The 26,440-nt window shown below is 71.5% G+C and carries 21 protein-coding genes; 12 read left to right on the top strand and 9 right to left on the bottom strand.

Annotated elements, in window-relative coordinates; all coding sequences use genetic code 11:
- Positions 1-33: 33 nt before the first annotated feature.
- The 3 genes from ACPEH0_RS06935 to ACPEH0_RS06925 are packed head-to-tail and all read left to right on the top strand — an operon-like array spanning position 34 to position 6,811.
- Positions 34-2,043 carry a beta-galactosidase gene (locus tag ACPEH0_RS06935; protein ID WP_366213682.1) on the top strand — a complete coding sequence of 670 codons (2,010 nt, stop codon included), beginning with the start codon at positions 34-36 and terminating at the stop codon, positions 2,041-2,043.
- Positions 2,040-4,316, top strand: coding sequence for an alpha-xylosidase (gene yicI, locus ACPEH0_RS06930; protein WP_366213683.1), 2,277 nt, complete (start codon positions 2,040-2,042; stop codon positions 4,314-4,316). The genes ACPEH0_RS06935 and yicI overlap by 4 nt, the downstream gene beginning before the upstream one ends.
- The gene (locus ACPEH0_RS06925) at positions 4,313-6,811 is read left to right on the top strand and encodes a glycoside hydrolase family 3 C-terminal domain-containing protein (RefSeq protein ID WP_366213684.1); all 2,499 of its coding nucleotides are present in this window, start codon (positions 4,313-4,315) and stop codon (positions 6,809-6,811) included. Before yicI ends, ACPEH0_RS06925 begins: the two co-directional genes overlap by 4 nt.
- Here ACPEH0_RS06925 and ACPEH0_RS06920 read toward each other — a convergent pair.
- Genes ACPEH0_RS06920 through ACPEH0_RS06905 form a run of 4 tightly spaced genes read right to left on the bottom strand, consistent with a single transcriptional unit; the run spans position 6,801 to position 12,286 of the window.
- Positions 6,801-9,098 carry a beta-glucosidase gene (locus ACPEH0_RS06920; RefSeq protein WP_366213685.1) on the bottom strand — a complete coding sequence of 766 codons (2,298 nt, stop codon included), beginning with the start codon at positions 9,096-9,098 and terminating at the stop codon, positions 6,801-6,803. The two genes, ACPEH0_RS06925 and ACPEH0_RS06920, sit on opposite strands and share 11 nt — an antisense overlap.
- 1 nt (position 9,099) lies before the next feature.
- Positions 9,100-9,975: a carbohydrate ABC transporter permease gene (locus ACPEH0_RS06915; RefSeq protein ID WP_064003730.1), complete on the bottom strand. Its 876-nt coding sequence runs from the start codon at positions 9,973-9,975 to the stop codon at positions 9,100-9,102.
- An 8-nt stretch (positions 9,976-9,983) separates the two neighbouring features.
- Positions 9,984-10,997: a carbohydrate ABC transporter permease gene (locus ACPEH0_RS06910; RefSeq protein WP_254631853.1), complete on the bottom strand. Its 1,014-nt coding sequence runs from the start codon at positions 10,995-10,997 to the stop codon at positions 9,984-9,986.
- 2 nt (positions 10,998-10,999) lie between these two features.
- Positions 11,000-12,286 (bottom strand): ABC transporter substrate-binding protein, encoded by a 1,287-nt coding sequence (locus ACPEH0_RS06905; protein WP_366213687.1) that lies wholly within the window; start codon positions 12,284-12,286, stop codon positions 11,000-11,002.
- A gap of 151 nt (positions 12,287-12,437) precedes the next feature.
- On the opposite strand from ACPEH0_RS06905, the gene ACPEH0_RS06900 reads away from it, so the two are divergent.
- The 7 genes from ACPEH0_RS06900 to ACPEH0_RS06870 all read left to right on the top strand — a co-directional run bounded on the left by ACPEH0_RS06900 (position 12,438) and on the right by ACPEH0_RS06870 (position 21,986).
- Complete coding sequence (locus ACPEH0_RS06900) at positions 12,438-13,460, top strand: LacI family DNA-binding transcriptional regulator (RefSeq protein ID WP_217529551.1); 1,023 nt, start codon at positions 12,438-12,440, stop codon at positions 13,458-13,460.
- Positions 13,461-13,469: 9 nt separating this feature from the next.
- Positions 13,470-14,153: a GTP pyrophosphokinase gene (locus ACPEH0_RS06895; RefSeq protein ID WP_217529548.1), complete on the top strand. Its 684-nt coding sequence runs from the start codon at positions 13,470-13,472 to the stop codon at positions 14,151-14,153.
- 5 nt (positions 14,154-14,158) lie between these two features.
- Positions 14,159-14,638: a glutaminase gene (locus ACPEH0_RS06890; protein ID WP_217529545.1), complete on the top strand. Its 480-nt coding sequence runs from the start codon at positions 14,159-14,161 to the stop codon at positions 14,636-14,638.
- 69 nt (positions 14,639-14,707) lie between these two features.
- Positions 14,708-16,918 (top strand): glycogen debranching protein GlgX, encoded by a 2,211-nt coding sequence (glgX, locus tag ACPEH0_RS06885; protein ID WP_366213688.1) that lies wholly within the window; start codon positions 14,708-14,710, stop codon positions 16,916-16,918.
- Positions 16,918-19,266 carry a malto-oligosyltrehalose synthase gene (gene treY, locus ACPEH0_RS06880; protein ID WP_366213689.1) on the top strand — a complete coding sequence of 783 codons (2,349 nt, stop codon included), beginning with the start codon at positions 16,918-16,920 and terminating at the stop codon, positions 19,264-19,266. The genes glgX and treY overlap by 1 nt, the downstream gene beginning before the upstream one ends.
- A gap of 50 nt (positions 19,267-19,316) precedes the next feature.
- Complete coding sequence (gene treZ, locus ACPEH0_RS06875) at positions 19,317-20,981, top strand: malto-oligosyltrehalose trehalohydrolase (RefSeq protein WP_423719444.1); 1,665 nt, start codon at positions 19,317-19,319, stop codon at positions 20,979-20,981.
- A gap of 186 nt (positions 20,982-21,167) precedes the next feature.
- Positions 21,168-21,986, top strand: a complete 819-nt coding sequence (locus ACPEH0_RS06870) for a tryptophan-rich sensory protein (protein ID WP_423719443.1) — start codon at positions 21,168-21,170, stop codon at positions 21,984-21,986.
- Between the two features lie 90 nt (positions 21,987-22,076).
- Here ACPEH0_RS06870 and ACPEH0_RS06865 read toward each other — a convergent pair whose 3' ends face one another.
- From ACPEH0_RS06865 to ACPEH0_RS06850, 4 genes are all read right to left on the bottom strand, one after another.
- Positions 22,077-22,802, bottom strand: a complete 726-nt coding sequence (locus tag ACPEH0_RS06865) for a glutamine amidotransferase-related protein (RefSeq protein ID WP_217529535.1) — start codon at positions 22,800-22,802, stop codon at positions 22,077-22,079.
- A 42-nt stretch (positions 22,803-22,844) separates the two neighbouring features.
- Complete coding sequence (locus ACPEH0_RS06860) at positions 22,845-23,567, bottom strand: LysR substrate-binding domain-containing protein (protein ID WP_217529533.1); 723 nt, start codon at positions 23,565-23,567, stop codon at positions 22,845-22,847.
- Positions 23,568-23,592: 25 nt separating this feature from the next.
- On the bottom strand, positions 23,593-24,123 hold the full coding sequence (locus ACPEH0_RS06855) for a thermonuclease family protein (protein WP_366213692.1): 531 nt from the start codon (positions 24,121-24,123) through the stop codon (positions 23,593-23,595).
- A gap of 66 nt (positions 24,124-24,189) precedes the next feature.
- A complete protein-coding gene (locus ACPEH0_RS06850) occupies positions 24,190-24,597 on the bottom strand; it encodes a transferase (RefSeq protein ID WP_217529530.1) in 408 nt (135 codons plus the stop codon).
- Between the two features lie 96 nt (positions 24,598-24,693).
- On the opposite strand from ACPEH0_RS06850, the gene ACPEH0_RS06845 reads away from it, so the two are divergent.
- Entirely contained in the window at positions 24,694-25,359 is a 666-nt protein-coding gene (locus ACPEH0_RS06845; RefSeq protein WP_366213693.1) for a YitT family protein, read from the top strand.
- Entirely contained in the window at positions 25,359-25,658 is a 300-nt protein-coding gene (locus ACPEH0_RS06840) for a putative quinol monooxygenase (protein ID WP_366213695.1), read from the top strand. Before ACPEH0_RS06845 ends, ACPEH0_RS06840 begins: the two co-directional genes overlap by 1 nt.
- A 7-nt stretch (positions 25,659-25,665) precedes the next feature.
- On the opposite strand, the gene ACPEH0_RS06835 is transcribed toward ACPEH0_RS06840, so the two are convergent.
- Positions 25,666-26,439 carry a DNA-formamidopyrimidine glycosylase family protein gene (locus ACPEH0_RS06835; RefSeq protein ID WP_366213696.1) on the bottom strand — a complete coding sequence of 258 codons (774 nt, stop codon included), beginning with the start codon at positions 26,437-26,439 and terminating at the stop codon, positions 25,666-25,668.
- Position 26,440: the final 1 nt, after the last annotated feature.

The following is a 26,440-nucleotide window of genomic DNA, read 5'->3' as shown; positions in this document are numbered from 1 at the left end:
CCGTCGTCCATATCGCTGAAAGGCCCCTCGGTCATGACTCCTGTTGCCGCCGCGGCCTTCGCCGAACTGACGGCCGAGCGCGGCATCCTCTTCGGTGGCGACTACAACCCCGAGCAGTGGCCGCGCGAGGTCTGGCGCGAGGACGTCGAGCTCATGCAGCAGGCGGGGGTGAACCTCGTCACGGTGGGCGTGTTCAGCTGGGCCGAGATCGAGCCGACCCCCAGCTCCCGGCAGTTCGGCTGGCTCGACGAGGTGCTCGACCTGCTCGACGCCGGCGGCATCGCCGTGGACCTCGCAACCCCCACGGCCTCGCCGCCGCCGTGGCTGGGCGTGCGGCATCCCGAGACCCTTCCGGTCGACCGCGACGGTGTGCGACTCGTGGCCGGGTCCCGCAATCAGTTCGCGCCGTCCTCGCGGGTGTACCGCGACGCTGCGCGGGCGATCACGGCCGACCTCGCGGCGCGGTACGCGCAGCATCCCGCCGTCCGGATGTGGCACGTCGGAAACGAGTACGGCCAGATCGACCACGGCGACGAGGCGGCCCGGGCGTTCCGCGCGTGGCTGCTGCGCCGGTACGGGTCGATCGAGGGGATCAACGAGGCGTGGGGCACCGCCTTCTGGGCCCAGCGCTACGCCGACGTGTCCGAGATCCTGCCGCCACGGCGCGCGCCGTACCTCATCAACCCGACGCAGTCGCTGGACTTCCGGCGGTTCACCTCCGACGAGCTGCGCGACTGCTACCGCGAGCTGCGCGACACGATCCGCGAGGCCGGCGCGACGCAGCCCATCACCACCAACTTCATGGGGCCGTTCGCGCACGTCGATTACTGGTCGTGGGCCGACGACGTCGACGTCGTGAGCGACGACCAGTACCCCGACCCCGCCGATCCCGACAGTCCCGCCGACATCGCCTTCGCGCAGGACCTCATGCGCGGTCTCGGCGGCGGCCGGCCGTGGCTGCTCATGGAGCAGGCGATCAGCGCCGTGCAGTGGCGGCCGCACAACCTCCCGAAGACGCCCGCGCGGGCGCGGCTGGATTCGCTGCAGGCCGTCGCGCGCGGTGCCGACGGCGTCTGCTTCTTTCAGTGGCGCCAGTCGACCGCCGGCGCCGAGCGGTTCCACTCGGCGATGCTGCCCCACGCGGGCGCCGACACCGAGGTGTTCGCGGGCGTCCGCCGCCAGGGGAGCGACCTGCACCGGTTGCGGCCCGTCGTCGGCGGGCGCGTCCCGGCCCGTACGGCGCTCCTGTTCGACTGGTCCTCGTGGTGGGCCTCCGACGAACCCGCCCGCCCGACGACCCGGTTCGACGGCCTCGACCAGGTGCGTCGCTGGTACCGCGCGCTGTGGCGGCGCGACGTGCCCGTCGACGTGGTGCGCTTCGACGCGGACCTCACCGGCTACGACGTCGTCGTCCTGCCGCACGGCTACGTCCTGCGCCCCGCCGACGCCGCGCGCCTCGCGGAGGCCGCGGCCGCCGGTGCGCAGGTCGTGATCGGACCGTTCAGCGGCGTCGCCGACGAGCGCGGCCACATCCTGACGGGCCGCTCGCCCGCGCTCCTGCGCGACCTCATCGGCGCGAGCGGCGAGGAGTGGGTCGCCCTCCCCGACGCGGGGCTCGCCCTCGCCTCGGCGGACGGGCGGCACCCGGCATCCGTCGCCTCGGTCCTCGCCGAGAAGCTCCGCTCGGACGGGGCCGAGACGGTCGTGGCCTTCGCCGAGGGAGACCTCGCCGGGCGGCCGGTCGTGACGCGCCACGGCGGCGCGTGGTACGTCGGCGCGGTCGTCGACGACGCGCTGCTCGACGGGATCGTCGGCGACGTCCTCGCGGCGGCCGGGGTCGCCGGTGCGCTCGCCGAGCCCGTGCCCGGAGTCGAGGCGGTGCGCCGCGGCGACGCGCTGTTCCTGCTGAACCGCTCCCTGGAGGATGCGACGATCCCGCTCCCGGGCGCGTGGATCGACCTGTTGACGGATGACGAGATGGACGAGCACGTGACGGTCCCGAGGGGGGACGCGCGGGTCGTGACGGAAAGGCGAAGGACATGAAGTTCACCGACGGCTACTGGCTCATGCGGCCCGGAGTGACCGGGCTGTACGCGAGCACGGTGGACGATGTCCGTGCCGACGCCGAGGCGGGGAGTCTCACGGTCTACGCGCCCACCGCGCAGATCCGCCACCGCGGCGACACGCTCAACCGCCCGCTGATCACGACGACGTTCACGGCGCCGGCGCCCGGGGTGATCCGGGTGCGGGTGCAGCGGCACGCGGGCGCCGCGCACCGCGGGCCCGACTTCGCGCTGACGGCGCAGGAGGGGTACCTGCCGACGGTCTCCGTCGACGACGCCGAGGCGGTGCTGGATGCCGGTGACCTCCGCGTCCGCGTCTCGCGCGAGGGGGCGTGGCGGATGGCGTTCGAGCAGGGCGACCGCGTCCTCACGACATCGCTGCCCCGGTCGATCGGACACATGAGCGGTCCCGACGGCGCCTTCGTGCACCAGCAGCTGTCGATCGAGCCCGGCGAGCGCGTCTACGGCTTCGGCGAGCGGTTCGGCGCGTTCACGAAGAACGGGCAGTCCATCGACACGTGGAACGCCGACGGCGGCACCTCGAGCGAGCAGGCCTACAAGTCGGTGCCGTTCTACCTGACGAGCCGCGGCTACGGCGTCTTCGTCGACAGCCCTGACGCGGTGTCGTTCGAGGTGGGGTCCGAGATCAACTCGCGCGTCCAGTTCTCCGTCCCCGGCGAGACGCTCGACTACTACGTGATCGCCGGCCCCGAGCCGAAGGATGTGCTCCGCCGGTACACGGCGCTCACCGGTCGGCCCGCGCGTGTACCCGCCTGGTCTTTCGGCCTGTGGCTGACGACGTCGTTCACGGCCGCCTACGACGAGGCGAGCGTCACCGAGTTCGTCGACGGGATGCGGGAGCGCGAGCTGCCGCTGTCGGTCTTCCACTTCGACTGCTTCTGGATGCGGGAGTTCCAGTGGACCGACTTCACGTGGGACCCGCGCATGTTCCCCGACCCCGACGGTCAGCTCGCGCGGCTGCGGGAGCGGGGGCTCAAGGTATCGCTGTGGATCAACCCGTACATCGCGCAGCGCTCCGCACTGTTCGCCGAGGCGGCCGAGAAGGGCTACCTGCTCAAGACCACGGACGGCGGCGTCTGGCAGTGGGACATGTGGCAGGCCGGCATGGCGATCGTCGACTTCACCAACCCCGAGGCATCCGAGTGGTTCGGCGAACACCTGCGCCGACTCGTCCGGCAGGGCGCGGACAGCTTCAAGACCGACTTCGGTGAGCGGATCCCCACCGAGGGCGTCGTGTGGCACGACGGCTCCGACCCGCAGCGCATGCACAACTACTATCCGCAGCTCTACAACGCGCTGGTGTTCCGCGTGCTCGAAGAGGAGCGCGGCGTCGGCGAAGCGGTGCTCTACGCGCGCTCGGCGACGGCCGGCGGGCAGCAGTTCCCGGTGCACTGGGGCGGCGACAACGACTCGACCCTCCTGTCGATGGCCGAGACGCTGCGCGGCGGCCTCTCGCTCGCGATGAGCGGGTTCGGCTACTGGAGTCACGACATCGGCGGGTTCGAGGGCACGCCGGATGCCGGTGTCTTCAAGCGCTGGCTGGCGTTCGGTCTGCTCTCGTCGCACTCGCGACTGCACGGATCGGGGACGGTCCGCGTGCCGTGGGCGTTCGACGAGGAGGCGGTCGAGGTCACGCGCCTGTTCACGCGCCTGAAACTGCGCCTGATGCCGTACCTCGCGCGGGTCGCGGAGGAGGCGCACACCGACGGCATCCCGATGATGCGTCCGCTCGTGCTGGAATTCCCCGACGACCGCACGACGCACGACGCCGACGTGCAGTACCTGCTCGGTGACGCCCTGATGGTGGCGCCGGTGTTCGGCGAGGACGGTGACGTCGAGTACTACCTGCCCGACGGGCGATGGACCTCGCTCCTGACCGGCGATGTCGCGGAGGGGCGGCGCTGGCACGCCGAGCGCCACGGGTACGACTCGGTGCCGCTCCGGGTGCGTCCGGGCACGGTGCTGCCGTGGGGTGCTCGCGAGGACCGACCCGACTACGACTGGGCCGACGGGGTCACCCTGCGCTGCTTCGAGCTGCCCGACGGGTACGACGCCGAGACGATCGTGCCGGGCTTCGACGGCGCGCCCGCGACCGTGTTCCGCGTGCGCCGCGAGGGCGGTCGCATCACCGCCGAGTCGAGCGATGCGCGTGCGCCGTGGAGCCTGCAGGTCGGCGACCGCACGGCGTCGGCGACCGGTGCCGGCAGCGTCAGCGTGGAGGCGGCGGGGTGAGCGCCGAGGCCTTCCGCCGCGTCGACCTGCCCCTCGCCGAGCGGGCGCGCGACCTGCTCGACCGGCTGACCCCGGAGGAGCGCCTCGCGATGCTGCACCAGGCGATGCCGGCGGTCGACCGTCTCGGCATCCGTCCCTTCCACACCGGCTGCGAGGCTCTGCACGGGCTGGCCTGGGTGGGGGTCGCGACGGTGTTCCCGCAGCCGGTGGGCCTCGCCGCGACCTGGGACCCCGACCTGATCGAGCGGATCGGCGACCTCGTCGCGACCGAGGTCCGCGCGAAGCGCGCGTCGGGCGCCGACGTCGACCTGAACGTCTGGGCCCCCGTCGTCAACACGCTCCGCCACCCGGCGTGGGGGCGCAACGAGGAGGGGTACTCCGAGGACCCGCACCTCACCGGTCAGCTGGGTGCGGCGTACAGCCGCGGGCTGCGCGGCGACCACCCGCGCGTGTGGAAGACGGTGCCCTCGCTCAAGCACTTCCTCGCCTACAGCAACGAGACTGACCGGTCGGCGACGTCGTCGGAGATGTCGCTGCGCACCCTCCATGAGGAAGAGCTGCCCGCGTTCCGCCCGGCGATCGAGCAGAAGGTCGCGGGCAGCATGATGCTCGCGTACAACCGGGTGAACGGGGTGCCGGCGCACACGCAGCCTGAGCTCGTCGCCGAGGCGCGCCGCTGGAGCGACGAGTCGATCGCGGTCGTGTCGGATGCCGGTGCCCCCACCTTCCTCGTGACCATCCAGCGCGCGCAGCCCGACAAGGTGCACGGCGCCGCGGCGCTCGTGACGAGCGGGATGGACTCGTTCACCGACGACGGCCCCGACGCCGGCCCCACCCTCGAGGCCGTCCGCGGGGCGCTCGCGGCGGGGCTGCTGACCGAGGCGGATGTGGATGCCGCGGTGCTGCGTCTGCTCGAGATGCGGGTGCGGACCGGCGAGTTCGACGGCGACGACGATCCGTACGCCAGGATCGCCCCGGACGAGATCGACATCGCGGAGGCCCGCGAGCTCGCCCGGGTCGCCGCGGCGCGCCAGGTCGTGCTGCTGCGCAACGACGCCGGCATCCTTCCGCTCACGCCGCCCTCGTCGGTCGCGGTCGTCGGACCGCTGGCCGATCTCGTGCTCACCGACTGGTACTCGGGCACGCCGCCCTACGAGGTCGGGATCGCCCAGGGGGTGCGCGACCGGTACCCCGACGCGCACGTCGAGGCGGTCACGGGAGCCGACACCGTCGCCCTGCGCGCCCCCTCCGGCTACGTCGCCGCGACGGCCGACGGCGCGTTCGTCGATGCCGTCACCGCGACCCGCACCGACACGACGCTGTTCGACGTGACCGACTGGGGCGACGGCGTGCTCACGCTGCGGTCGCACGCGAGCGGCCGGCTGCTCACCGGCGCCGGCTGGCCGATGCGCGCCGACGCGACGCGCGTCGGCGGCTGGGTCGTGCAGGAGAGCTTCCGCCGTCACGTCCACGAGGACGGCACGTGGTCGCTCCTGCACCTCGGCTCGGGCCGGTGGGTCCGGGTCGTCCGCGACATCGGGCAGCTCGCCGCCGAGGCGGTCACCCTCGACGAGGCCGCGCGCTTCGAGGTCGAGACGGTCGTCTCGGGCCGCGACGAGGTGGCCCGCGCAGCCGCGGCGGCGGACGTCGTGATCGTCGCCGTCGGCAACGACCCGCACCTTTCGGGGCGCGAGACCGTCGACCGGCCGCACCTGTCGCTGCCGACCGCTGCCACGGATCTCTGGCGCACCGCGCGCGACGCGAACCCGCGCAGCATCCTCACGATCGTCTCGAGCTTCCCCTACGTGCTCGCGGACGCCGCCGACGCCGAGACGGTCGTGTGGTCGAGCCACGCCGGCCAGGAGCTCGGGCACGGTCTGCTCGACGTGCTGAGCGGCGACCGCGAACCGACCGGCCGCCTCGCCCAGTCGTGGCCCGCGCACCCCGCGCAGGCCGGCGACCTGTTCGACTACGACACGCAGCGACAGCAGGCGACCTACCGGCACCAGCCCGACCCGTACGCGTTCGCCTTCGGTCACGGGCTCGGCTACGGCGATGTCGCCTACACGGCGGTGACGGTGGATGCCGCCGAGGTCGCCGCCCCGGCGCCCGGCCACCGGCATCCCGCCCTCGACCCGCGGGTCGACGAGAGCGTCGTCGTCGCGACCGTGACGGTCGCGAACACGTCGGCACGGGCCGTCGAGGAGCTCGTGCAGGTCTACGCGGTCGCGCCCGAGCTGCCCATCGCCGCCCCCCGCCGCCTGCTACTCGGGTACGCCCGCGTGCGGGTGCAGCCCGGCACGACCCGCACGGTGCAGGTCCCCTTCGCCGTCGAGCGCCTCGCGGTCTGGGACGACACGGTCCGGATCGACGGGGCGCCCGAGGGCTGGCTGTACGAGGGCGCGCTGCGGGTGCAGCCGGGCGCGTACCGCATCGCCGCGGGCCCCTCGGCCGACCGGCTCCCGGTCGAGGCGGCCCTCGTCGTCACCGACTGACGACGGCGCCCTCGAGGACGGATGCCGTCGCCAGCCGCGCGTCGTTCGGTCCGATGACGTACGCCTCACCCGTGAACTCGACCGAGGCCGTCGCTTCGCGGTCGGCGCTGGAGGGCCCGACCCACAGGTCGACGCGTCCCGGCTCGACCGCGCGCACCGCGTCGCGGCCGGCGTAGGCGAGGCGGGCGGGCGGCACGCGGAACTCGACGGTCGCCGCCTCGCCCGGGCCCAGCGGCACGCGCTGGTAGGCGAGCAGCTGCGCCGACGGCCGTGTCGTCGTGCCCACGACGTCGTGACCGTACAGCTGCACGATGTCGGTCGCCGGGGCCTCGCCGGTGTTGCGCACCGTGACCGTCGCGGTGAGCCCGTCGCCGGTGGCGGCCTGTGTCGCGACCCGCAGGTCCTCGTACGCGAACGTCGTGTAGGTCAGTCCGAACCCGAACGGCCGCACCGGCGTGGGGTCGGCGCTCGTGATGTCGCTGCGTCCGCCGAGGCGCGGGTGCAGGTAGGTGAACGGCTGCGCACCGGCCGAGCGGGGGAGCGAGACGGGCAGGCGGCCCGACGGGGTGACCCGACCCGAGACGATCCCCGCGAGGGCGTCCGCGCCCTCTTCGCCCGGGAAGAAGGACTGCACGATCGCCGCCGGCGCGGCGGCGCCGTCGAGCGCCCATCCGATCGCGTAGGGCCGCCCCGAGAGGACGAGCACGACGACGGGGGTGCCCGACGCGACGACCTCCTCCACCAGGCGCCGCTGGACACCCGGCAGCTCGAGGTCGTCGACGTCGTTGCCCTCGCCCACGGTGCCGCGGCCGAACAGGCCGGCGCGGTCGCCGACCACGACGATCGCCAGGTCGGACCGGGATGCCGCGGCCACGGCATCCGCGATCCCCGCCGCGTCCTCGCCCTCGACGTCGCACCCGCGCACCGACTCGATCCGCGCCGCCGGGTACTCGGCGCGCAGCGCGTCGAGGACGGTCGGGATCTCGATGCCCGCGGGTGTGCCGGGGTGGTGGGCGAGCACGTGGTTCACGAACGAGTAGCAGCCCATGAGCGCCTCGGACGAGTCGGCGTTCGGGCCGAGGACGGCGATGCGCCCCGGCGCTGCCGCGGGCAGCGTGCCGTCGTTCGAGAGCAGGACGGCGGACTCGGCGGCGAGGCGCCGCGCGAGCTCGCGGTGGCGCGGCCCGTCGAGGTCGACGCTCGCGGGAGGCTCGGCGAAGTCCGCGTCGAGCAGCCCCAGGCGCTCCTTCTGCGCGAGCACGCGGAGCACGGCGTCGTCGAGGACACTCTCGTCGAGCGCCCCCGAGCGGATGCGGTCGCGCAGGGGACCGGCGAACGCGTCGAGCGTCGGCAACTCGACGTCGATCCCGGCGCGCAGCGCGAGCTCCGCCGCTTCGCCCAGGTCGGCGGCGACACCGTGCGTGGAGTGGAGGAACGCGACCGAGAAGTAGTCCGCGACGACCGGCCCCTCGAACCCGAGGCGTCCGCGGAGGACCTCGCTCAGGTAGTACGGGCTCGCGCCGACCGGAGCGCCGTCGATCTCGGCGTAGCTGTTCATGACCGATCGCGCGCCGCCGTCGCGGAGGGCCATCTCGAACGGCGGCAGGAAGACGTCGGCGAGCTCGCGGGGTCCCGCGTGGACCGGCGCATGGTTGCGACCGGACTGCGAGCCGGAGTATCCGACGAAGTGCTTCAGCGTGGCATCCACCCCCGTCGACTGCAGACCGCGGACGTAGGCCGTCCCGATCGTCCCGACGAGGTACGGGTCCTCGCCGATGCACTCGTCGACGCGCCCCCAACGGGGATCGCGGATGACGTCGAGGACGGGAGCGAGCCCCTGATGGATGCCGAGCTCGCGCATCGACTCGCCGATCGCGACGGCCATCTCGGCCACGAGGTCGGGGTCGAACGAGGCGCCCCACGCGAGCGGCGTCGGGTAGGTCGCCGCCTGCCACGCCGCGAGGCCCGTCAGGCACTCCTCGTGGACGATCGCGGGGATACCGAGGCGCGTCTCGGTCTGCAGGCGGCGCTGCTCGCCCCACAGCCACGCCGCCCGCTCGACCGGGTCGACCGGGCGTGTGCCGTAGACCCGGGTGAGGTGGCCGAGGCCGTGGGTCGTGGCATCCGCGTACTTCGTCGTCGTGACCATCTCGTCGGCCAGGGGAGCGACGACCTCGCCGCCCTGGTCGACCCAGTAGCCGACGAGCTGCGCCGTCTTCTCCTCGAGCGTCATCTGCGCGAGCAGGTCGCGTACGCGCGCCGAAGCGCGCACCGTCGTGTCCGTCATGTCAGCCCTTCACGGCTCCGGTGAGGCCGCCGACGATGCGCCGCTCGAACAGGCTGAAGAACAGCAGTGCGGGGAGCATCGACAGCGAGGTGAACGCCAGCACGCGCGCCGTGTCGACGGAGTACTGCGACGAGAACGCCTGCACGCCCAGTGGGAGCGTGAACGACGCCTCGTTGTTGAGGATGAACAGCGGCAGCAGGTACGCGTTCCAACTGCCGATGAAGGCGAGGATGCCGACGGTGATGACGCCGGGCACCGCGAGCGGCAGCACCATCCGCCAGAAGAACCCGAGTCGGCTGCAGCCGTCGATCGACGCCGCCTCCTGGATCTCGTCGGGGATCGCCCGCAGGAACGGCACCAGGATGATGATCGTCGTCGGCAGCGCGAACGCGATCTGCGGGAGGATGATGCCCGGCAGCGAGTTCATGAGCCCGAGCGAGCGGATCACGATGTAGAGCGGCGTGATCGCGACGGTGATGGGGAACATGAGCCCCGAGGCGAACAGGGCGTAGAGCGCGCCGCGGCCGCGGAAGTTGTAGCGCGCGATGACGTAGCTCGCGGCGAGCCCGAGGGCGACGGCGCCGACGGTGGTGGCGAGCGCCACCATGGTCGAGTTGCCGACCTGGCCCCAGAACTGACCGCTCGTGATCACCCCGACGTAGTTCTCGACGTTCCACGGATCGGGGAAGCCCGCCGGGTCGACCGTGATCGCCGAGTTCGACCGGAACCCGCCCAGGATGATGTAGATCACCGGCCCGAGCATGAGGGCGATGACGACGAGGGCGACGAAGTAGACGACGGGGGAGCCCCACGGCAGCGCCTTCTTCGGCGCGCGCCGCGGGCGGGTGTCGACGGGCGGTGCCGTGACGAGGGTCATGGTGGCGCTCACTGCACGCCCCTCTCTGTGATCGCCCCGGCCGTGTCGCGGCGGAGCACGAAGCGCTGGTAGAACAGTGCGACGATGAGCGAGATGACGAAGATCACGACGGCGACGGCGTTGCCGTAGCCGAAGTTCCCGGCGTTGCGACCGGTGACGACCATGTAGATCGCCATCGTGTTGGTGCCGGCGACCGACGAGACGTACTGACCCCAGATGATGTACACGAGGTCGAACAGCTGCAGCGCGCCGATGATCGACAGGAACGCCCAGATGCGCAGGGTCGGAGCCAGCAGGGGCAGCGCGATGCGGCGCTGGATCTGCCAGTAGGACGCGCCGTCGATCGCGGCGGCCTCGTAGAGCTCCTCGGGGATGCCCTGCAGGCCCGCGAGGAAGAGGATGACGGCGAAGCCGACGTACTTCCACGTGAGGATCGCCATGAGGGTCCAGATGGCGATCGCCGGGTCGGCGAGCCAGTCCTGCGCGAGTCCGCCGAGACCGAGCTTCTCGAGCATCCCGTTGGCGGCACCGTTGGTCGAGAGCAGCAGGCTGAACCCGGTGCCGACGACCACCTCGGCGATGACGTACGGCACGAAGATGAGGACGCGGATGACCGACTGCCCCCGCATCTTGCGGTTGAGCAGCAGTGCCAGCAGGATCGCGATCGGTCCCTGCAAGACGATCGACATCACGACGATGAAGGCGTTGTGCAGCAGGGCGCTCTGGAAGTTCGGGTCGCTGAAGATCGTGATGTAGTTCTTCAGCCCGACGAACTCGGTGGCCGGCCCGAACCCGGACCAGCGGAAGAAGCCGTAGTACGCGGCCATCAGCACCGGCAGGATCACGAACCCGACGAAGAAGACGACGGCGGGCCCGGCGAGCAGGAGCACCTCGAGGCGCCCCGACCAGCCGAGGCCCCGCCGGCGGCGGGACCGCGGCCGTGCCGGGGGCGACGAGTCGCCGCCCCCGGCGTGCGCCGCGAGAGCAGGGGTGTCCGAGACGGACATCTCGCGAACGGTCATGCTCAGCCCTGTGCGCCTGCGGCGTTGACGGCGGCGATGAACTTCTCGGGGTCGCTGCCTCCCGCGAGCAGGTCGACGACCGCGACGTTCAGCGCGTTGCCGACGTTCTGGCCGAGGACCGTGTCGAGCCACTGCGAAACGAACGGTGCGTTGTTGTACGCCTCGAGGATCTGCTGCAGGTACGGCTCCTCCACCGCCTCCTGCGCGACCGAGTTGACCGGCGGCGACTGGAAGGCCTCGTAGTACTTCGTCTGCTGCTCGGAGCCTGCGATGAAGTTGAGGAAGTCGGCGCACTCCTTGGGCGCCTGCGCGGCGCACGAGTAGCCGTCGACACCGCCCATCATGGAGCCCGGCTCGCCCTCACCGCCCGAGATCTCCGGGAAGGGGAACCAGGCGAGGTCGGGGAGCGGCTTCTCGTCGGGGGTGAGGGACGCGATCACGCCCGGGTCCCACGCGCCCATGAGTTCCATCGCGGCCTTGCGGTTGGCGATGAGGCCCGCCGAGCTGCCGGCGCCCTGCTGGGCGGCGGTCGTCAGGAAGCCCTCGTTGAACGGCTGGATGGCGGCGAAGTCCGTGAGGTCCTGAGCCGCGCGCGTCCAGCACTCGTCGCTGAAGTCCTTGGAGTCGCCGGTCTCCTCGATCACCTGGGGGCTGCACTCGCGAAGGGCGAAGAAGTAGTACCAGTGAGCGGCGGGCCAGGCATCCTTCGCGCCGAGGGCGATCGGGGCGATCCCGGTGCCCTTCAGGTCCTCGACCGCGGCCTTCAAGTCGTCGATCGTGCTCGGGTTCTCCGCGATGCCGGCCGCGTCGAAGGCGTCCTGGCTGTAGAAGAAGCCGCCGGGGAGGACGGAGAGGGGCATGGCCCACACCTTGTCCTGGTAGGTCTCGGCGGCGAACGAACCCTCCGACACCTCGCTGCGGACGTCGTCCGAGATCAGGTCGGTGAGGTCCATCAGCTGGCCCGCGTTCACCATCGCGGTCATCTTGCCGCCGCCGCGCTGCAGGAAGATGTCGGGCGGGTCGCCGGCGTTGAGCGCGGTCTGGAGCTTGCCGTCCATGTCCTCGTTCTGGACGGACTGCATCGTGATCGTGACGCCCTCGTTCTCGGCCTCGAAAGCTTCGATCGCGTCCTTCCAGAACTGCTGACCGGGGCCGGTGGTCGAGTTCTGCCACAGCGTCATCTCGACGCCGCCGCCGCCGCCGCCGCCGCCTCCTGCCGAACATGCGCTGAGCGCGAGGGTCGCCGCCGCGAAGGCCGCGAGTCCCACTGCGAACCGTCTGGTCCTCATGTGATCACCAATCTCCTCATTGAGTGCACGCTCGGTCGTCGAGGTGCGGGTGGTCCCGGCGGTGCGTGCCGGGCTTGCTCCAGTGTCGGAATTGTTGTGGTCGGCGTCAAACGTTTTCGAAAATGTTTTCCATGGGGCTACGCTTCGAGGCATGCGCAGGCGCACCACCATCCACGATGTCGCCGCGGCGGCCGGTGTGTCGGTCGCCACGGTCTCGAAAGCCGTCAACGGTCGCTACGGTGTCGCGCCGGCGACGGTGCAGCGTGTGCTCGGTGCGGTCGAGGAGCTCGGCTACGAGTCGAGCCTCGTCGCGAGCAGCATGCGCGCGCGTCGGACGGGGGTCGTCGGGGTGCTCGTGGCGGACTTCGAGCCGTTCTCGGCCGAGGTGCTGAAGGGTGTCGGGGCGGCGCTGCGCGACTCGCGGCTGGACCTGCTCGCCTACAGCGGGTCGCGTCAGGTGTCGAGTCAGGGCTGGGAGCGGCGATCGCTCAGCCGGCTGAGCGGCACGCTCGTCGACGGCGTGATCATGGTGACGCCGACCGTCGTCAACGTGACCGCCGAGGTGCCCGTCGTGGCCATCGATCCCCACACGGGACCTGCGGACCTCCCCACCGTCGAATCCGACAGCTTCGCCGGCGCCCGTCACGCGGTCGCCTACCTGATCTCGCTCGGGCACCGGCGCATCGGATTCGTCGCGGGCCGACCGGACCTGCGCTCGTCGATGCTGCGGGAGGGCGGGTACCGCCGCGCGCTGGAGGACGCCCGCATCCCCTTCGACCCGAGCCTCGTCGGGGTCGGAGAGTACGTCGAGGACATCTCCCGCGAAGCCGCGACCCGGCTGCTTCGCCGCGCCGACCGGCCGACGGCAGTGTTCGCCGCGAACGACGTCTCGGCGTTGACCGTCATCCGCGTCGCGCACGAGCACGGGCTGTCGGTGCCGGGCGATCTGTCGGTCGTCGGGTTCGACGACGTGCCCGACGCGTCGCAGTCCGACCCGGCGCTCACGACGGTCCGTCAGCCGATGCAGCGCCTCGGCGCCGAGGCCGTGACGATGCTGCTCGAGCTGATGGGCGGGGCGACCCCGGCCGCGACGCACCTGCGGCTGCCGACGGCGCTCGTGCCGAGGGCGACGACGGCGCCGCCCTCACAGCACGCTCAGAGTGGTTCCCGATAGCGTCGCACCATGTCCACTCCGCTCGACGAGCAGCAGATCACGGTGTCGGCGTCCTCCCTCCGGGCGATGCGCGACGAGTTCCAGCGGTTCCTCATGGAGTACCGGTTCGGGCTGCAGGAGATCGAGACGAAGATCTCGATCCTCCGCGAGGAGTTCCACGAGATGCACGACTACAACCCGATCGAGCACGTCTCGAGCCGGGTGAAGTCGCCTGACAGCATCGTCGAGAAGATCCAGCGTCGCGGCATCGAGCCCGACTTCGACTCGGTGCGCGCGCACATCACCGACATCGCCGGCATCCGCATCACCTGCAGCTTCGTCAGCGACGTGTACCGGCTGTTCGACCTGCTCACGGCGCAGGACGACATCACGGTGCGCGAGGTCGAGGACTACATCGCGACACCCAAGGGCAACGGGTACAAGAGCCTGCACACGATCCTCGAGGTGCCCGTCTACCTCTCGACGGGGCGGGTCGACGTGCCGGTCGAGGTGCAGTTCCGCACGATCGCGATGGACTTCTGGGCGAGCCTCGAGCACAAGATCTACTACAAGTACGAGCGGCAGGTGCCCGAGCACCTGCTGGGCCAGCTGAAGGACGCCGCCGACGCCGCCGCCGAACTCGACGCGCGCATGGCGCGGCTGCATCAGCAGATCCGCGGCGGCGCCGCGGTCGCGCCGACCCGCCTCGTCTGACGACGGTGACGGATGCCTCGACGACCACGGTCGGTCTGCTCGACGCGGCGCGCGCCCGGCTCGCCGGCTCCCCGCGGGAGCGACTAGGGGACTGGGCGGCGAACCGCCGCATCCTCGGCATCGGTCGCGCGCCTCGCATCCTCCCGGTCACCGAGGCGTGGCATGTCGGGGTCCTGCTGATCGGCGACGACCGGGTGTTCGCCACGGGAGAGGTCCTGCGCGCTCGGCACGACGCCGTCCGCGGGTACACGGCCGAAGCGCAGCGGGCACGCTCCGAGCGAGCCGCGGCGGCTTTCCGCGGCGGGTTCGCCGAGGGTGAGGTGCTGCACCTCGGCTGGACCGAGATGGATGCCGCAGCCGTCGACCGCGGGGAGAGCTCCGGCATCCTGTCCCTCGTGGACGGCGTGCCCCACGTCGCGTGGAGCACGACGGGGCCGCCGCGGCCCCTCGCGGCGTACCTCGACGACATGCTGTCGCTGCGCTGACCTGTCAAGGGCCGGAGGGTGGAGACCTCGCCTGGGTACTGTGGCCTTCTACCTAACACGGGAGTACGCATGCAGGTTTGGCCCGGTTCCGCTTACCCCCTGGGAGCGACCTTCGACGGCAATGGGACGAACTTCGCCCTGTTCAGCGAGGGCGCCGAGAAAGTCGAGCTCTGCCTGTTCGACGAGAGCGGTCAGGAGACCCGCGTCGAGCTCATCGACGTGGACGCGTTCGTCTGGCATGCCTACCTGCCGTCGGTGCAGCCGGGGCAGCGGTACGGCTACCGCGTGTACGGCCCGTACGACCCCGCCAACGGATGCCGCTTCAACCCGAACAAGCTCCTCCTCGACCCCTACGCCAAGGCCGTCGACGGCCAGGTCGAGTGGGGGCAGTCGGTGTTCAGCTACACGTTCGGCGACCCCGACTCGACCAACGACGAGGACTCGGCCGCAGCAAACATGAAAGGCGTCGTCGTCAACCCGTTCTTCGACTGGCAGGGTGACCGGCAGCCGAAGACCCCGTACGCCGAGACCGTCATCTACGAGGCGCACGTCAAGGGCCTCACGATGACGCACCCCGACATCCCCGAGGACATCCGCGGCACGTACAGCGCGATCGCGCACCCCGTCGTCATCGAGCACCTCAAGAAGATCGGCGTCACGGCGCTCGAGCTCATGCCGGTGCACCAGTTCGTCAACGATTCGACGCTGCAGGAGAAGGGCCTCTCGAACTACTGGGGCTACAACACGATCGCCTTCTTCGCCCCGCAGAACACGTACTCGGCGGGCGGCGGCGTCGGCCAGCAGGTGCAGGAGTTCAAGGCGATGGTGCGGGCGCTGCACGCCGCGGGCATCGAGGTCATCCTCGACGTGGTCTACAACCACACCGCCGAGGGCAACCACATGGGCCCGACGCTGTCGATGCGCGGCATCGACAACATGGCGTACTACCGGCTCGAAGACGACGACAAGCGGTACTACACCGACTACACCGGCACGGGCAACAGCCTCAACGTCGGCAACCCGCACGCGCTGCAGCTGATCATGGACTCGCTGCGCTACTGGGTGCTCGAGATGCACGTCGACGGCTTCCGTTTCGACCTCGCCTCGACCCTCGCCCGCGAGTTCTACGACGTCGACCGCCTGTCGACGTTCTTCGAGCTCGTGCAGCAGGACCCGGTGGTCAGCCAGGTCAAGCTGATCGCCGAGCCGTGGGACATCGGCCCCGGCGGGTACCAGGTCGGCAACTTCCCCCCGCAGTGGACGGAGTGGAACGGCAAGTACCGCGACACCGTCCGCGACTTCTGGCGCGGCGAGCCCTCGACGCTCGGCGAGTTCGCGCTGCGCCTGACGGGGTCGGCCGACCTGTACGAGCAGGACGGGCGGTGGCCGGTGGCATCCATCAACTTCGTCACGGCGCACGACGGGTTCACGCTGCGCGACCTCGTGTCGTACAACGAGAAGCACAACGACGCCAACGGCGAGGACGGCAACGACGGCGAATCGCACAACCGCTCCTACAATCACGGCGTCGAGGGGCCGACCGACGATCCCGACATCCTGCGGGTGCGGGCGCGGCAGCAGCGGAACTTCCTCGCGACGCTGCTGCTGAGCCAGGGCGTGCCGATGATCGCGCACGGCGACGAGCTCGGCCGCACGCAGGGCGGCAACAACAACGGGTACGCGCAGGACAACGAGATCACCTGGATCGACTGGAGCTCCGTCGACCAGCCGCTCATCGAGTTCACCTCGGTGCTCGCTCGGTTGCGGCGCGACCACCCGACGTTCCGGCGTCGGCGGTTCTTCGACGGCCGGCCGGTGCGGCGCGAGGAGGGGGCTCCGCTCCCGGACATCGCGTGGATCCGCCCCGACGGCTCCGAGATGCAGCCCGAGGACTGGGATTCCGGGTTCGGGCGCGCGGTCGGCGTGTTCCTCAACGGCGACGGCATTCGCGAACGCGACCGTCGCGGTGAGGAGATCCACGACCGGCACTTCTTCGTGTTCTTCAATGCGAGCGACGAGGACATCGACTTCACGGTGCCGACAGCGTCGGCGAGCCCCCGCTGGGAGGTGATCGTCGACACCGCCGGCGGTGCGGCAGACGCCCCCCTCGTCGACCCGGGCGGCACCGTCTCGGTCGGCGGTCGTGCGCTCGTCGTCCTGCGCGACCACGTCCAGGAGACCGTCGAGCCGGATCCGTCCGTCGCGGCCTCGCTCGCCGCCCTGACGGGCGCGATCGACGTGATCCCCGCTGAGGCGCCGCAGATCGAGCTGCCCCACTGATGACCGGGCGACGGAGCACTCCCCGGTCGACGTACCGGCTGCAGATCCGCAAGGGTTTCGACCTGGATGCCGCGGCCGAGCTCGCCGACTATCTGCGCGACCTCGGCGTCGACTGGGCCTACCTGTCGCCGATCCTGCAGGCGACGAGCGGCTCGGACCACGGCTACGACGTGACCGATCCGACCGTCGTCGACCCCGAGCGGGGTGGCGCGGAGGGTCTGGAGCGGTTCGGCGACGCCGCTCGCGCGGCGGACCTCGGCATCCTCATCGACATCGTGCCGAACCATCAGGGCGTGTCCGCCCCGCGGGAGAACCCGTGGTGGTGGGACGTGCTGCGGTGCGGTCAGGACTCGCCGCACGCGGCCGCGTTCGACGTCAACTGGGCGCTCGGCGGGCGGTTGCGGCTGCCGGTGCTGGGCCGTGAGCTCGAGCAGGCGATCGACGACGGCGAGATCGAGGTCGACGCCGCAGCGGGAGTCGTGCGGTACTTCGACCACGAGTTCCCGCTGGCCGACGGCACCGGTGAGGGCGACGTGCGCGACGTGCTCGCCCGGCAGCACTACGAACTGCTGTTCTGGCGGCGCGGCGACGCGGAGCTCAACTACCGGCGCTTCTTCGCCGTGACGACGCTCGCGGGTGTGCGCGTCGAGGACCCGGCGGTCTTCGACGCGTCGCACGTCGAGATCGTGCGGTGGATCCGCGAGGGTCTCGCCGACGGACTGCGGGTCGACCACCCCGACGGTCTGGCCGACCCGGGCGGATACCTCGACCTGTTGGAGGATGCGACCGGCGGCGCGTACGTGCTCGTCGAGAAGATCCTCGAGCACGGCGAGGAGCTGCCCGCGTGGTGGGCGACCGACGGCACGACCGGGTACGACGCGATGGCGGTGCTCGACCGTGTGCTGATCGATCCGGCCGGGGAGCAGGCGCTGACCGAGCTCGACGCCCGGCTGCGGGGCGGCCAGGACGCCGACTACGCCGACATGATGCACGAGGCGAAGCTCGCCTGGGCGACCGACGGGCTGCACGCCGAGGTGCTGCGGCTCGCGGCCCTCGTGCCCGCCGCCGAGCGCGGCGGAGCGTCGGACGAGCAGTGGCTCGACGCGCTCGCCGAGCTGCTCGCAGCCTTCCCGGTGTACCGCGCGTACCTGCCGGCGGGAACCGAGGAACTCGACGCGGCGGTCGCGCTGGCGTCGCGACGGCGCCCCGAGCTCGCCGCCGCCTTCGAGGCGATCGCGGCCCGGCTGGTCGCGGAGCCCGAGGCGGAGTTCACGCGACGGTTCATGCAGACGACCGGCCCCGTCATGGCGAAGGGCGTCGAGGACACGACCTTCTACCGGTTCACCCGGCTGGGCACGCTCACCGAGGTGGGCGGCGACCCGACCGAGTGGGCGGTGGATGCCGACGGGTTCCACGCGGCATCCGCTCACCGTCAGGCGGCGTGGCCCGCGGCGATGACGTCGCTGTCGACGCACGACACGAAGCGCAGCGAGGACGTGCGCGCGCGACTGTCGGTGCTGGCCGAGATGCCGGAGCGGTGGGCCGAGGTGCTCGGCGCGCTGCGCGAGGTCTCGTCCACGGGCGACGGACCGTTCGACAACCTTCTGTGGCAGGCGATCGTGGGGGCGTGGCCCGCGTCGCGCGAGCGGCTGCACGCGTACGCCGAGAAGGCGTCGCGTGAAGCCGGGAACAGCACGACGTGGTCGGAGCCCGACGAGGCGTTCGAAGAGAAGATGCACCACCTCGTCGACGCCGCGTTCGGCGACGCGCGGGCGATCGTCGAAGGGTTCGTCGACGAGATCGCGCCGCTCGGCCGGTCGAACTCGCTGTCGCTGAAGCTGCTGCAGCTGGCGGGACCGGGTGTGCCCGACGTGTACCAGGGCACCGAGCTGTGGGACCACTCGCTCGTCGATCCCGACAATCGCCGCGAGGTCGACTTCGCAGAGCGTCGCCGGCTGCTCGCGCGTCTCGACGAGGGGTGGATGCCGCCCGTCGACGGCTCGGGAGCGGCGAAGCTGCTCGTGGTGTCGCGCGCGCTGCGGCTCAAGCGCGACCACCCGGAGCTGTTCACGCGGTACACGCCGATGACGGCGGCGGGGGACGCCGCCGAGCACGCGGTCGCGTTCGACCGCGGCGGGGCCGTCGCGGTGGCAACGCGCCTGCCCACCGGTCTCGCCGCGCGCGGCGGCTGGGGCGACACCGAGCTGCTGACGCGCGCCGGTGCGATGGTCGACGTGCTGACCGACCGTCGTGTCGAGGGTGGGCGCGTGCGCCTGGCCGATCTGCTGGACACTTATCCCGTCGCGCTGCTGGCGCCGGCGGATGTCATCGAGGGGAACGCATCGTGATCGAGGTCTGGGCTCCGCGGGTCGAGCGGGTGCGTCTGCGCCGTCCCGGGATGGACGACGTGGCGATGGTCGCGGCCGGCGACGGCTGGTGGCGTGCCGACGTCGTGCTCGCGGACGGCGACGAGTACGGCTTCGTGCTGGGCGACGGCGACGACCTGCGGCCGGATCCCCGGTCGCGGCGGCAGCCGCGCGGTGTGCACGAGGCGTCGGCGTGGTTCGACGCGGCATCCTTCTCGTGGACGGATGACGCGTGGACGGGGCGTCAGCTCGGTGGCGGGCTGATCTACGAGCTGCACCTGGGGACGTTCACACCCGAGGGAACGCTGGATGCCGCGATCGCCCGGTTCGACCACCTGATCGACATCGGCGTGACGCACATCGAGCTGCTGCCGGTGAACGCCTTCAACGGCACCCACAACTGGGGCTACGACGGCGTGCTGTGGTACGCCGTGCAGGAGACCTACGGCGGGCCGGCCGCGTATCAGCGGTTCGTGGATGCCGCGCACGCCGCGGGTCTCGCGGTCATCCAGGACGTCGTCTACAACCACCTGGGTCCGAGCGGAAACTACCTGCCGGAGTACGGGCCGTACCTGCGGGACGGGTCGCGGAACACGTGGGGCGACAGCCTGAACCTGGATGAGGCGGCCGTGCGGTCGTTCATCGTGGAGAACGCGCTGATGTGGATGCGGGACTTCCACGTCGACGGTCTGCGTCTGGACGCGGTGCACGCGCTGCACGAGTCGGGCGCGCAGCCGGTGCACATCCTGCAGGAGATCGCGGAGCGGACCGATGCACTGAGCGCGCACGTCGGGCGGCCGTTGACGCTGATCGCCGAGAGCGACATGAACGATCCGGTGATGTTCCTGCCGCGCGAGGCCGGCGGGTACGGTCTGACGGCGCAGTGGTCGGACGACTGGCATCACGCCGTGCACGTTGCTCTGACGGGCGAGACGGTGGGGTACTACGAGGACTTCGCCGATCCGGAAGCGCTGCCGAAGGTGTGGACGAAGGGCTTCTTCCACGACGGGACCTACTCGTCGTTCCGGGAGCGCGATCACGGCAAGCCGGTGCCCGACGAGTCGGCGTCGTGGCGGCTGGTGACGTACGCGCAGGACCACGACCAGATCGGCAACCGCGCGGCGGGCGACCGGTTGACGGCGACGCTGTCGACGGATCGGCTGGCGGTGGCCGCGGTGCTGACGCTGACCGCTCCCGGCACGCCGATGCTGTTCATGGGCGAGGAGTGGGGCGCGTCGACGCCGTGGCAGTTCTTCACGTCGCACCCCGAGCCCGAGCTCGCCGAGGCGACCGCGAAGGGACGCATCGAGGAGTTCGTGAAGATGGGTTGGGACGAGAGCATCGTGCCGCATCCGAACGAGCCCGCGACGTTCGAGCGGTCGAAGCTGGACTGGTCGGAGGTCGAGGTCGGCGATCACGCGCGGCTGCTGGATCTGTACCGGCGGCTGGCCCAGCTGCGGCGTTCGCGCCCCGAGCTGACGCATCCCGGTCCCGGTGGGCGGGATGCCGAGGTGCTGCCGACGGCGTCGGGCAACCGGTACATGCTTCAACGCGGTGGTGCGCGCGTGGTCGTGAACCTGTCGAGCGAGCCGTGGGACGTGCCGGGCGGTGACGTCTGGATCGCGTCGACCGACCCCGGTCGCGAGGGCGACCGGCTGGCCGTCGCGCCGGACTCCGCGGTCGTCATCGGGGAGTAGGTCGCGCCGGCGCCTACCTGCGCCGGATTCGGAGCATGTCCCCGGATTCGGATGCCAACCGCTGGTGTGGTCCGAATCCGGCGCGCACATCCGAATCCGTGACACCCGCGACCGCGCCGGGCGCCCCGGCATCCGACTGTCAAGAGCTCGCTGCGCCGCCGGGGCGCGACGTACCGTCGCGCCATGATGAGCTCCACCGCATCCCGCTCCTCCGACCTGACCCGTCAGATCGTCGTCATCTCGGCGGTGACGTTCATGATCATCGCCGCGCTGTTCGGCTCGGGCGTCTTCGGCGGCACCCCGGTGCAGGATCTGCAGAACGGCGCGCTCTCCGCGACCTCGACCGTGCTGGCGCCGGCGAGCTCCGCGTTCTCGATCTGGAGCGTCATCTACACGTTCATGATCGCGTACACGGTCTGGCAGGCGCTGCCGTCGCAGCGGGGCAGCGATCGTCAGCGTCGCGTCGGCTACCCCATCGCCCTGACGGCCGTCCTCAACGGTCTGTGGCTGCTCGCGGCCCAGTACACGACGCTCCTGCTGACCGTCGTGACCATCGTCGCGCTCCTCGTCGCGCTCGGCTGGACCATGCGTCTCCTCGTCCTGAACCCGCCGCGGACGGTGGCCGAGACGTTCTTCACAGACGTCACCGTGGGGCTTCACCTCGGATGGGTGACGCTGGCGACGGTCGCCAACACGACAGCCTGGCTCACGACCGAGGTCGCCCCCGAGTCGTGGGGTCGGGCGGCGAACGCGTGGGGCGTCGCCGTCCTCATCGTCGTCGCCCTCATCGCCGCGGCCAGCGCGATCGGCGCGGGCGGCCGCCTCGCCCCGGCCCTCGCCTCGGCGTGGGGCCTGCTCTGGATCGGCGTCGGCCGCACCGTGACCGAGCCCCAGTCGACCCCGATCGCCATCGCGGCGTTCATCGCGGCCGCCGTCGTCGTGCTCGTCCCGATCGCGCTCTGGATCCGCGGACGCCGCGGCGAACTCGCCCTCGCCCGCGCCTGACGTCCGCACGACCCGTGGGGTCGGTGTCGCCTCACGCGGCTCGCGTGTGCACACCAGCACCACGCATCGTGCAGATGCCCGGCGACCGGGTCAGAACATGGCAGCGAAACGGCGCAACAGACGCTGCGGCTCGGCGAGGTCGGCCGACAGCACGAGCGCCGCGACGGCGTCGTACTCGTCCGCGTCGAAGTAGCCGTGGTTGCGGTAGATCGTCATCCGCTCGGTGAAGGCGACCCCGGTCGGCTCGGGGTGGAACTGCGTCGCGTACAGCCGCTCGCCCAGCCGGTACGCCTGCACCGGGCAGTCGTCGTTCGTGGCGAGCAGCACGGCATTCGCGGGCAACCGCGAGGTGCCCTCCTTGTGCGCCGTCAGCGCGCTGAACTCCGGTGCCAGGTCGCCGAACAGCGGATCGCGTCGACCGTCCTCGGTGAGACGGATGCCTGTGGGCCCCGTCCCCTCCGGGTAGTCCCGCGTCACCTCGCCGCCCAACGCGCGCGAGGCGACCCCGATCCCGAAGCACGTGAACAGCGCGGTCGTCCGGCCCGCCGCGGCAGCCTGCGCGACCGCACCGAGGCCCGCCTCGATCCGCCGCTGCTCCACCGGTTTCGTATCGGCGGGATCGGTCGTGTTGTACGGGCTCCCGCCGACCACGAACCCCCGCCACCGGGTGAACGCGTCGGCGGGCAGGTCGTCCTCGACGAGGTTCCACCGCTCGAGCCCGGTCTCGTCGACGCCCATCGCGTGCTGGAACGACGCGTACTCGCCGTCCGCGGCATCCACCTGCGGGCGCACGCAGAGGTAGACGAGCGGGGCCATCCGTCCAGTCTAAATGCCCGGTCGGAGGCCGAACGCCGTGTGTCAGCGGGACGAGTTGGCGGTGCGGCCCCGCACGATGCCCACGAACGCATCGACCAGCTCGGTCGTCCCGTCCGCCGGCCACGCCAGGGCGACAGCGGATGCCGGGGCCCCCGCGAGCGGGCGGAACGTCACGTCCTTGCGGTGATGCAGCCGTGCGAGGGACATCGGCACGACGACCATCCCGACGCCGGCGGCGACGGTCTCGATCGCCTCGCCCGTCGTCGCAGGTGCGGCGAAGCGGGGCGCCTCGGTTCCCGGCAGGTCGACGCCGAGCACATCGTCGCGCGGGACGATCCGCACCTCGCCGGCGAGGTCCTCGACGGTCAGCTCATCGGCGGCGGTCAGGTGCGAGTCCGCGGCGCACACGACGACCGTCGTCTCCTCGTACAGGGGGATGACGTGCAGTCCGTCGCGGTCGATGGGCAGCCGCACGATCGCGGCGTCGACCTCGCCCCGCTCGAACGCCCCGCGCTGCTCCGCGACGAGCAGGGGGACGAGCTCGAGCGGCGTGCGCGGCATCCGCGTCTTCCAGGTGTCAATCCACTTGCCGGGGGTCGCGCCGGGCACGGCGCCCAGCCGGAACGGTCCCGCGGGAGGTGCCGCGACGGTCGCCGGCTCCGGCACGGCCTTCGCGCGCGACTTCGGCTTCGCAGACGTCTTCGCCGAAGCCTTGCCCAGGCCGGGGCGGCCGCCCTTGCGCTGGGGTCCGCCGCGTGTCGCCATGCCTGTCAGCGTAGCCGCGCGGGTCTCAGCACGACCCCCAGCGGCCGAGACCGTCCGCCTCCGCGGTGCGCTGCGCGTCGGCGAACCGCGTCGCGTAGCGCGTGTTCGGAGGGATGCGGAGAGTCTCCGCGTGGCCCTCGGCGACGAGCGTCTCGTTCACGAACACCCCGTCGGGCGTCCAGAGGTAGCGCAGCGCACGGTCGTACCGGTCGACCGGCTCCCGGTCGGCGGTCGCCCAGACCCGGCTCCCGTCGGGGGCGAGTTCCCGCAGCCGGGCGGTCGCGGCATCCGCTCCGCACTCCGGTTCGGGCCGGGCCTCGGGGGTGTCGATGCCGATGAGGCGCACACGCACCTCGCCGTCCGGCCCTCGCGCGACGAGGGTGTCGCCGTCGACCACCCGCTCGACCGTGTAGGCGACCGCGTCCTCGGGAACACCCGCGCCCTCGGGAACACCAGCGGGCTCGGGCGCAGCCGACCACGCCACCCAGAGCCCGGCGAGCACCAGCATCCCGATCACGGCCGCCAGGGCGACACGACGCGACCGGGAAGTACTCACCCGCCGAGGCTAACCCGCGGCACGGACAACGACCCGACCGGGTGAGGGTCGGGTCGTCCGATCAGGTCAGGCCGCCAGTCGCAGCCCGCGACGGTCGGTCGCGACACGCTCGCCGTCGCCGATGCTCTCGTCGTCGCCGATCAGCGACTCGTTCGCCACACGGGCGCCCGCCCCGACGAAGCAGCGCACGCCGATCTTCGCGCCCGCGCCGATCACGGCGCCCGGGCCGATGTGCGCGTGCGGCGCGATCTCGGCGTTCGGGCCGATCATGGCATCGGGTTCGATCCAGACGCCGCGTCCGATCCGCGCCCCGGCCGCGATCTGCGCTCCCGGTTCGACGTAGGCGCCCGCTTCGACGACCGCGCTCGGGTGCACCTTGGCGCCGTTCGCGATCAAGCCACGTCCGTTGGTGTGCTTGCGGTAGCGCAGCGTCTCGCCTCGGTCGTTCTCGATGTCGATGTAGTTCTTGCCCACGGGTCCTCCTCGACGGATACAACGTCCCACAAGGCATTTCATTCCCCCGACAGCACCGAAATCATGGGGTTGACCTCCGCTGGGTAACCTGATTCGGTGACCGTGCCCGCAGATCCGATCGACGCCGACGCCCCCGAGACCGGTCCGTCGCTCGTGTTCGAGCAGAAGGCCGCCCCGCATTCATGGCTCGACGACGTCGTGGGGTTGGCGACGGGCACTTTCACCGTCTCGCTCGGCCTGTTCCTGCTGCACCTCAGCACCGCGGTCACCGGCGGAACCGCCGGGCTCTCCCTGCTTCTCAACTACGCGGTCTCGTGGCCCTTCTGGGCCTTGTTCGCGGTGGTCAACCTGCCCTTCGGCGTCCTCGCCGTCTGGAAGCGCGGCTGGGACTTCGCGCTCCGCACCCTGGTCTGCATCGGCGCCGTCTCGGGGTTCTCGGTGCTCATCGAGCACTTCTTCGTCGTCGAGCGCATCGACCCGATCTTCGGCACCGTCGCCGGGAACCTCCTCGCCGGCATCGGGCTACTCATCGTCTTCCGCCACGGCGCCAGCCTCGGCGGGGTCAACGTCGTGGCGTTGATCGTCCAGGATGCGACCGGCATCCGCGTCGGGTGGACCATGATGGTCTTCGATGTCCTCGTCATCCTGCTCGCCCTCCTCGTGGTCCCGTGGCCGAACGTCCTGCTCAGCGCTGCGGGGGCCGTCGTGCTGAATCTCGTGCTCGCCCTCAACCACCGGCCCGGCCGGTACATCGGTCACTGATGGTCGACATCGGAGGCGTCCGTCTGTCGGGCCGCATGATCTGCCACACGCAGGAAGAAGCGGATGCCGTGCGTCGCCACGTCGACGCGCACATCGAGCGCACGCGGGCCGAGCCCGGATGCCTGCTGTTCGAGATCACCCCGCTCGGCGGGGGGCGCGCGTGGTCGGTGGAGGAGCTCTGGGCCGACGCGCAGGCGTTCCGCGCCCACCAGCGTCGCACGGCGGAGAGCGAGTGGGGCCGCGCGACGGCGGGCATCGAACGCCGCTACCGCATCGAGGGGCTGCCGCCCGAGGAGTGAGCCTCTGTCACGGCTGGCAGACGGGACACCAGAAGACGATCCGCTCGCTCGTGGCGCGCGCCCCGAGCTCGGACCCCTGGATGAGCGTGCCGCACCGGCGGCACGGCTTGCCGCCGCGTCCGTAGACCCACGTCTGCTTGCCGGGTCGGTTGTCGCCCGTGAAGGTCCGCCCTTGCCGGTCGCGGTTCGCGCGGATCATCCGCACCCCGGTGTCGATGAGACCCGCCACGTCGACGTCGCGGGCGAGGGCGGTGGGACGGATGCCGCGCACGAACAGCAGCTCATTGGCGTACTCGTTGCCGAACCCGGCCACGTTCCGCTGATCGAGCAGCGTGACGTGGATCGCCCGCTCGTCGGCGGCGACCCGGCGCACCGCCTCGGCGGCATCCCAGTCGGCGGACAGGGGATCCGGCCCCAGGTGTCCGACGACGCGGCCCTCGTCGGCGGTCGGCAGGACCTCGACCATGGCGAGCTCGAAACCGACGGCATCCGCGGGTCTCGTGCCGACGATCGCCCGCGCCTGGAACGCGGGCGCGCGCCACTTCTGCCCGGGCCGGTAGACGTGCCAGCGGCCCTCCATCTTGAGGTGCGAGTGCAGGGTCTGTGTGCCGATGCGCATGAGCAGGTGCTTGCCGCGGGGGACGACCTCGCGCACGGTCTCGCCGCGCAGGTCGACGGTCGCGCTGCGCGGCACCCGCACCTCGAAACGGGTCACCTCGTGGCCGGCGAGTGCCTCGTGCAGCTTCCGCGCGGCGCGGAAGACGGTGTCGCCCTCGGGCATG

It is taken from the genome of Microbacterium sp. NPDC079356 (assembly GCF_049545465.1).
GTDB lineage: Bacteria > Actinomycetota > Actinomycetes > Actinomycetales > Microbacteriaceae > Microbacterium > Microbacterium gawkjiense.
The sequence above is the reverse complement of the archived record's forward strand: the minus strand, read 5'-3'. Positions and strand labels throughout refer to the sequence as shown.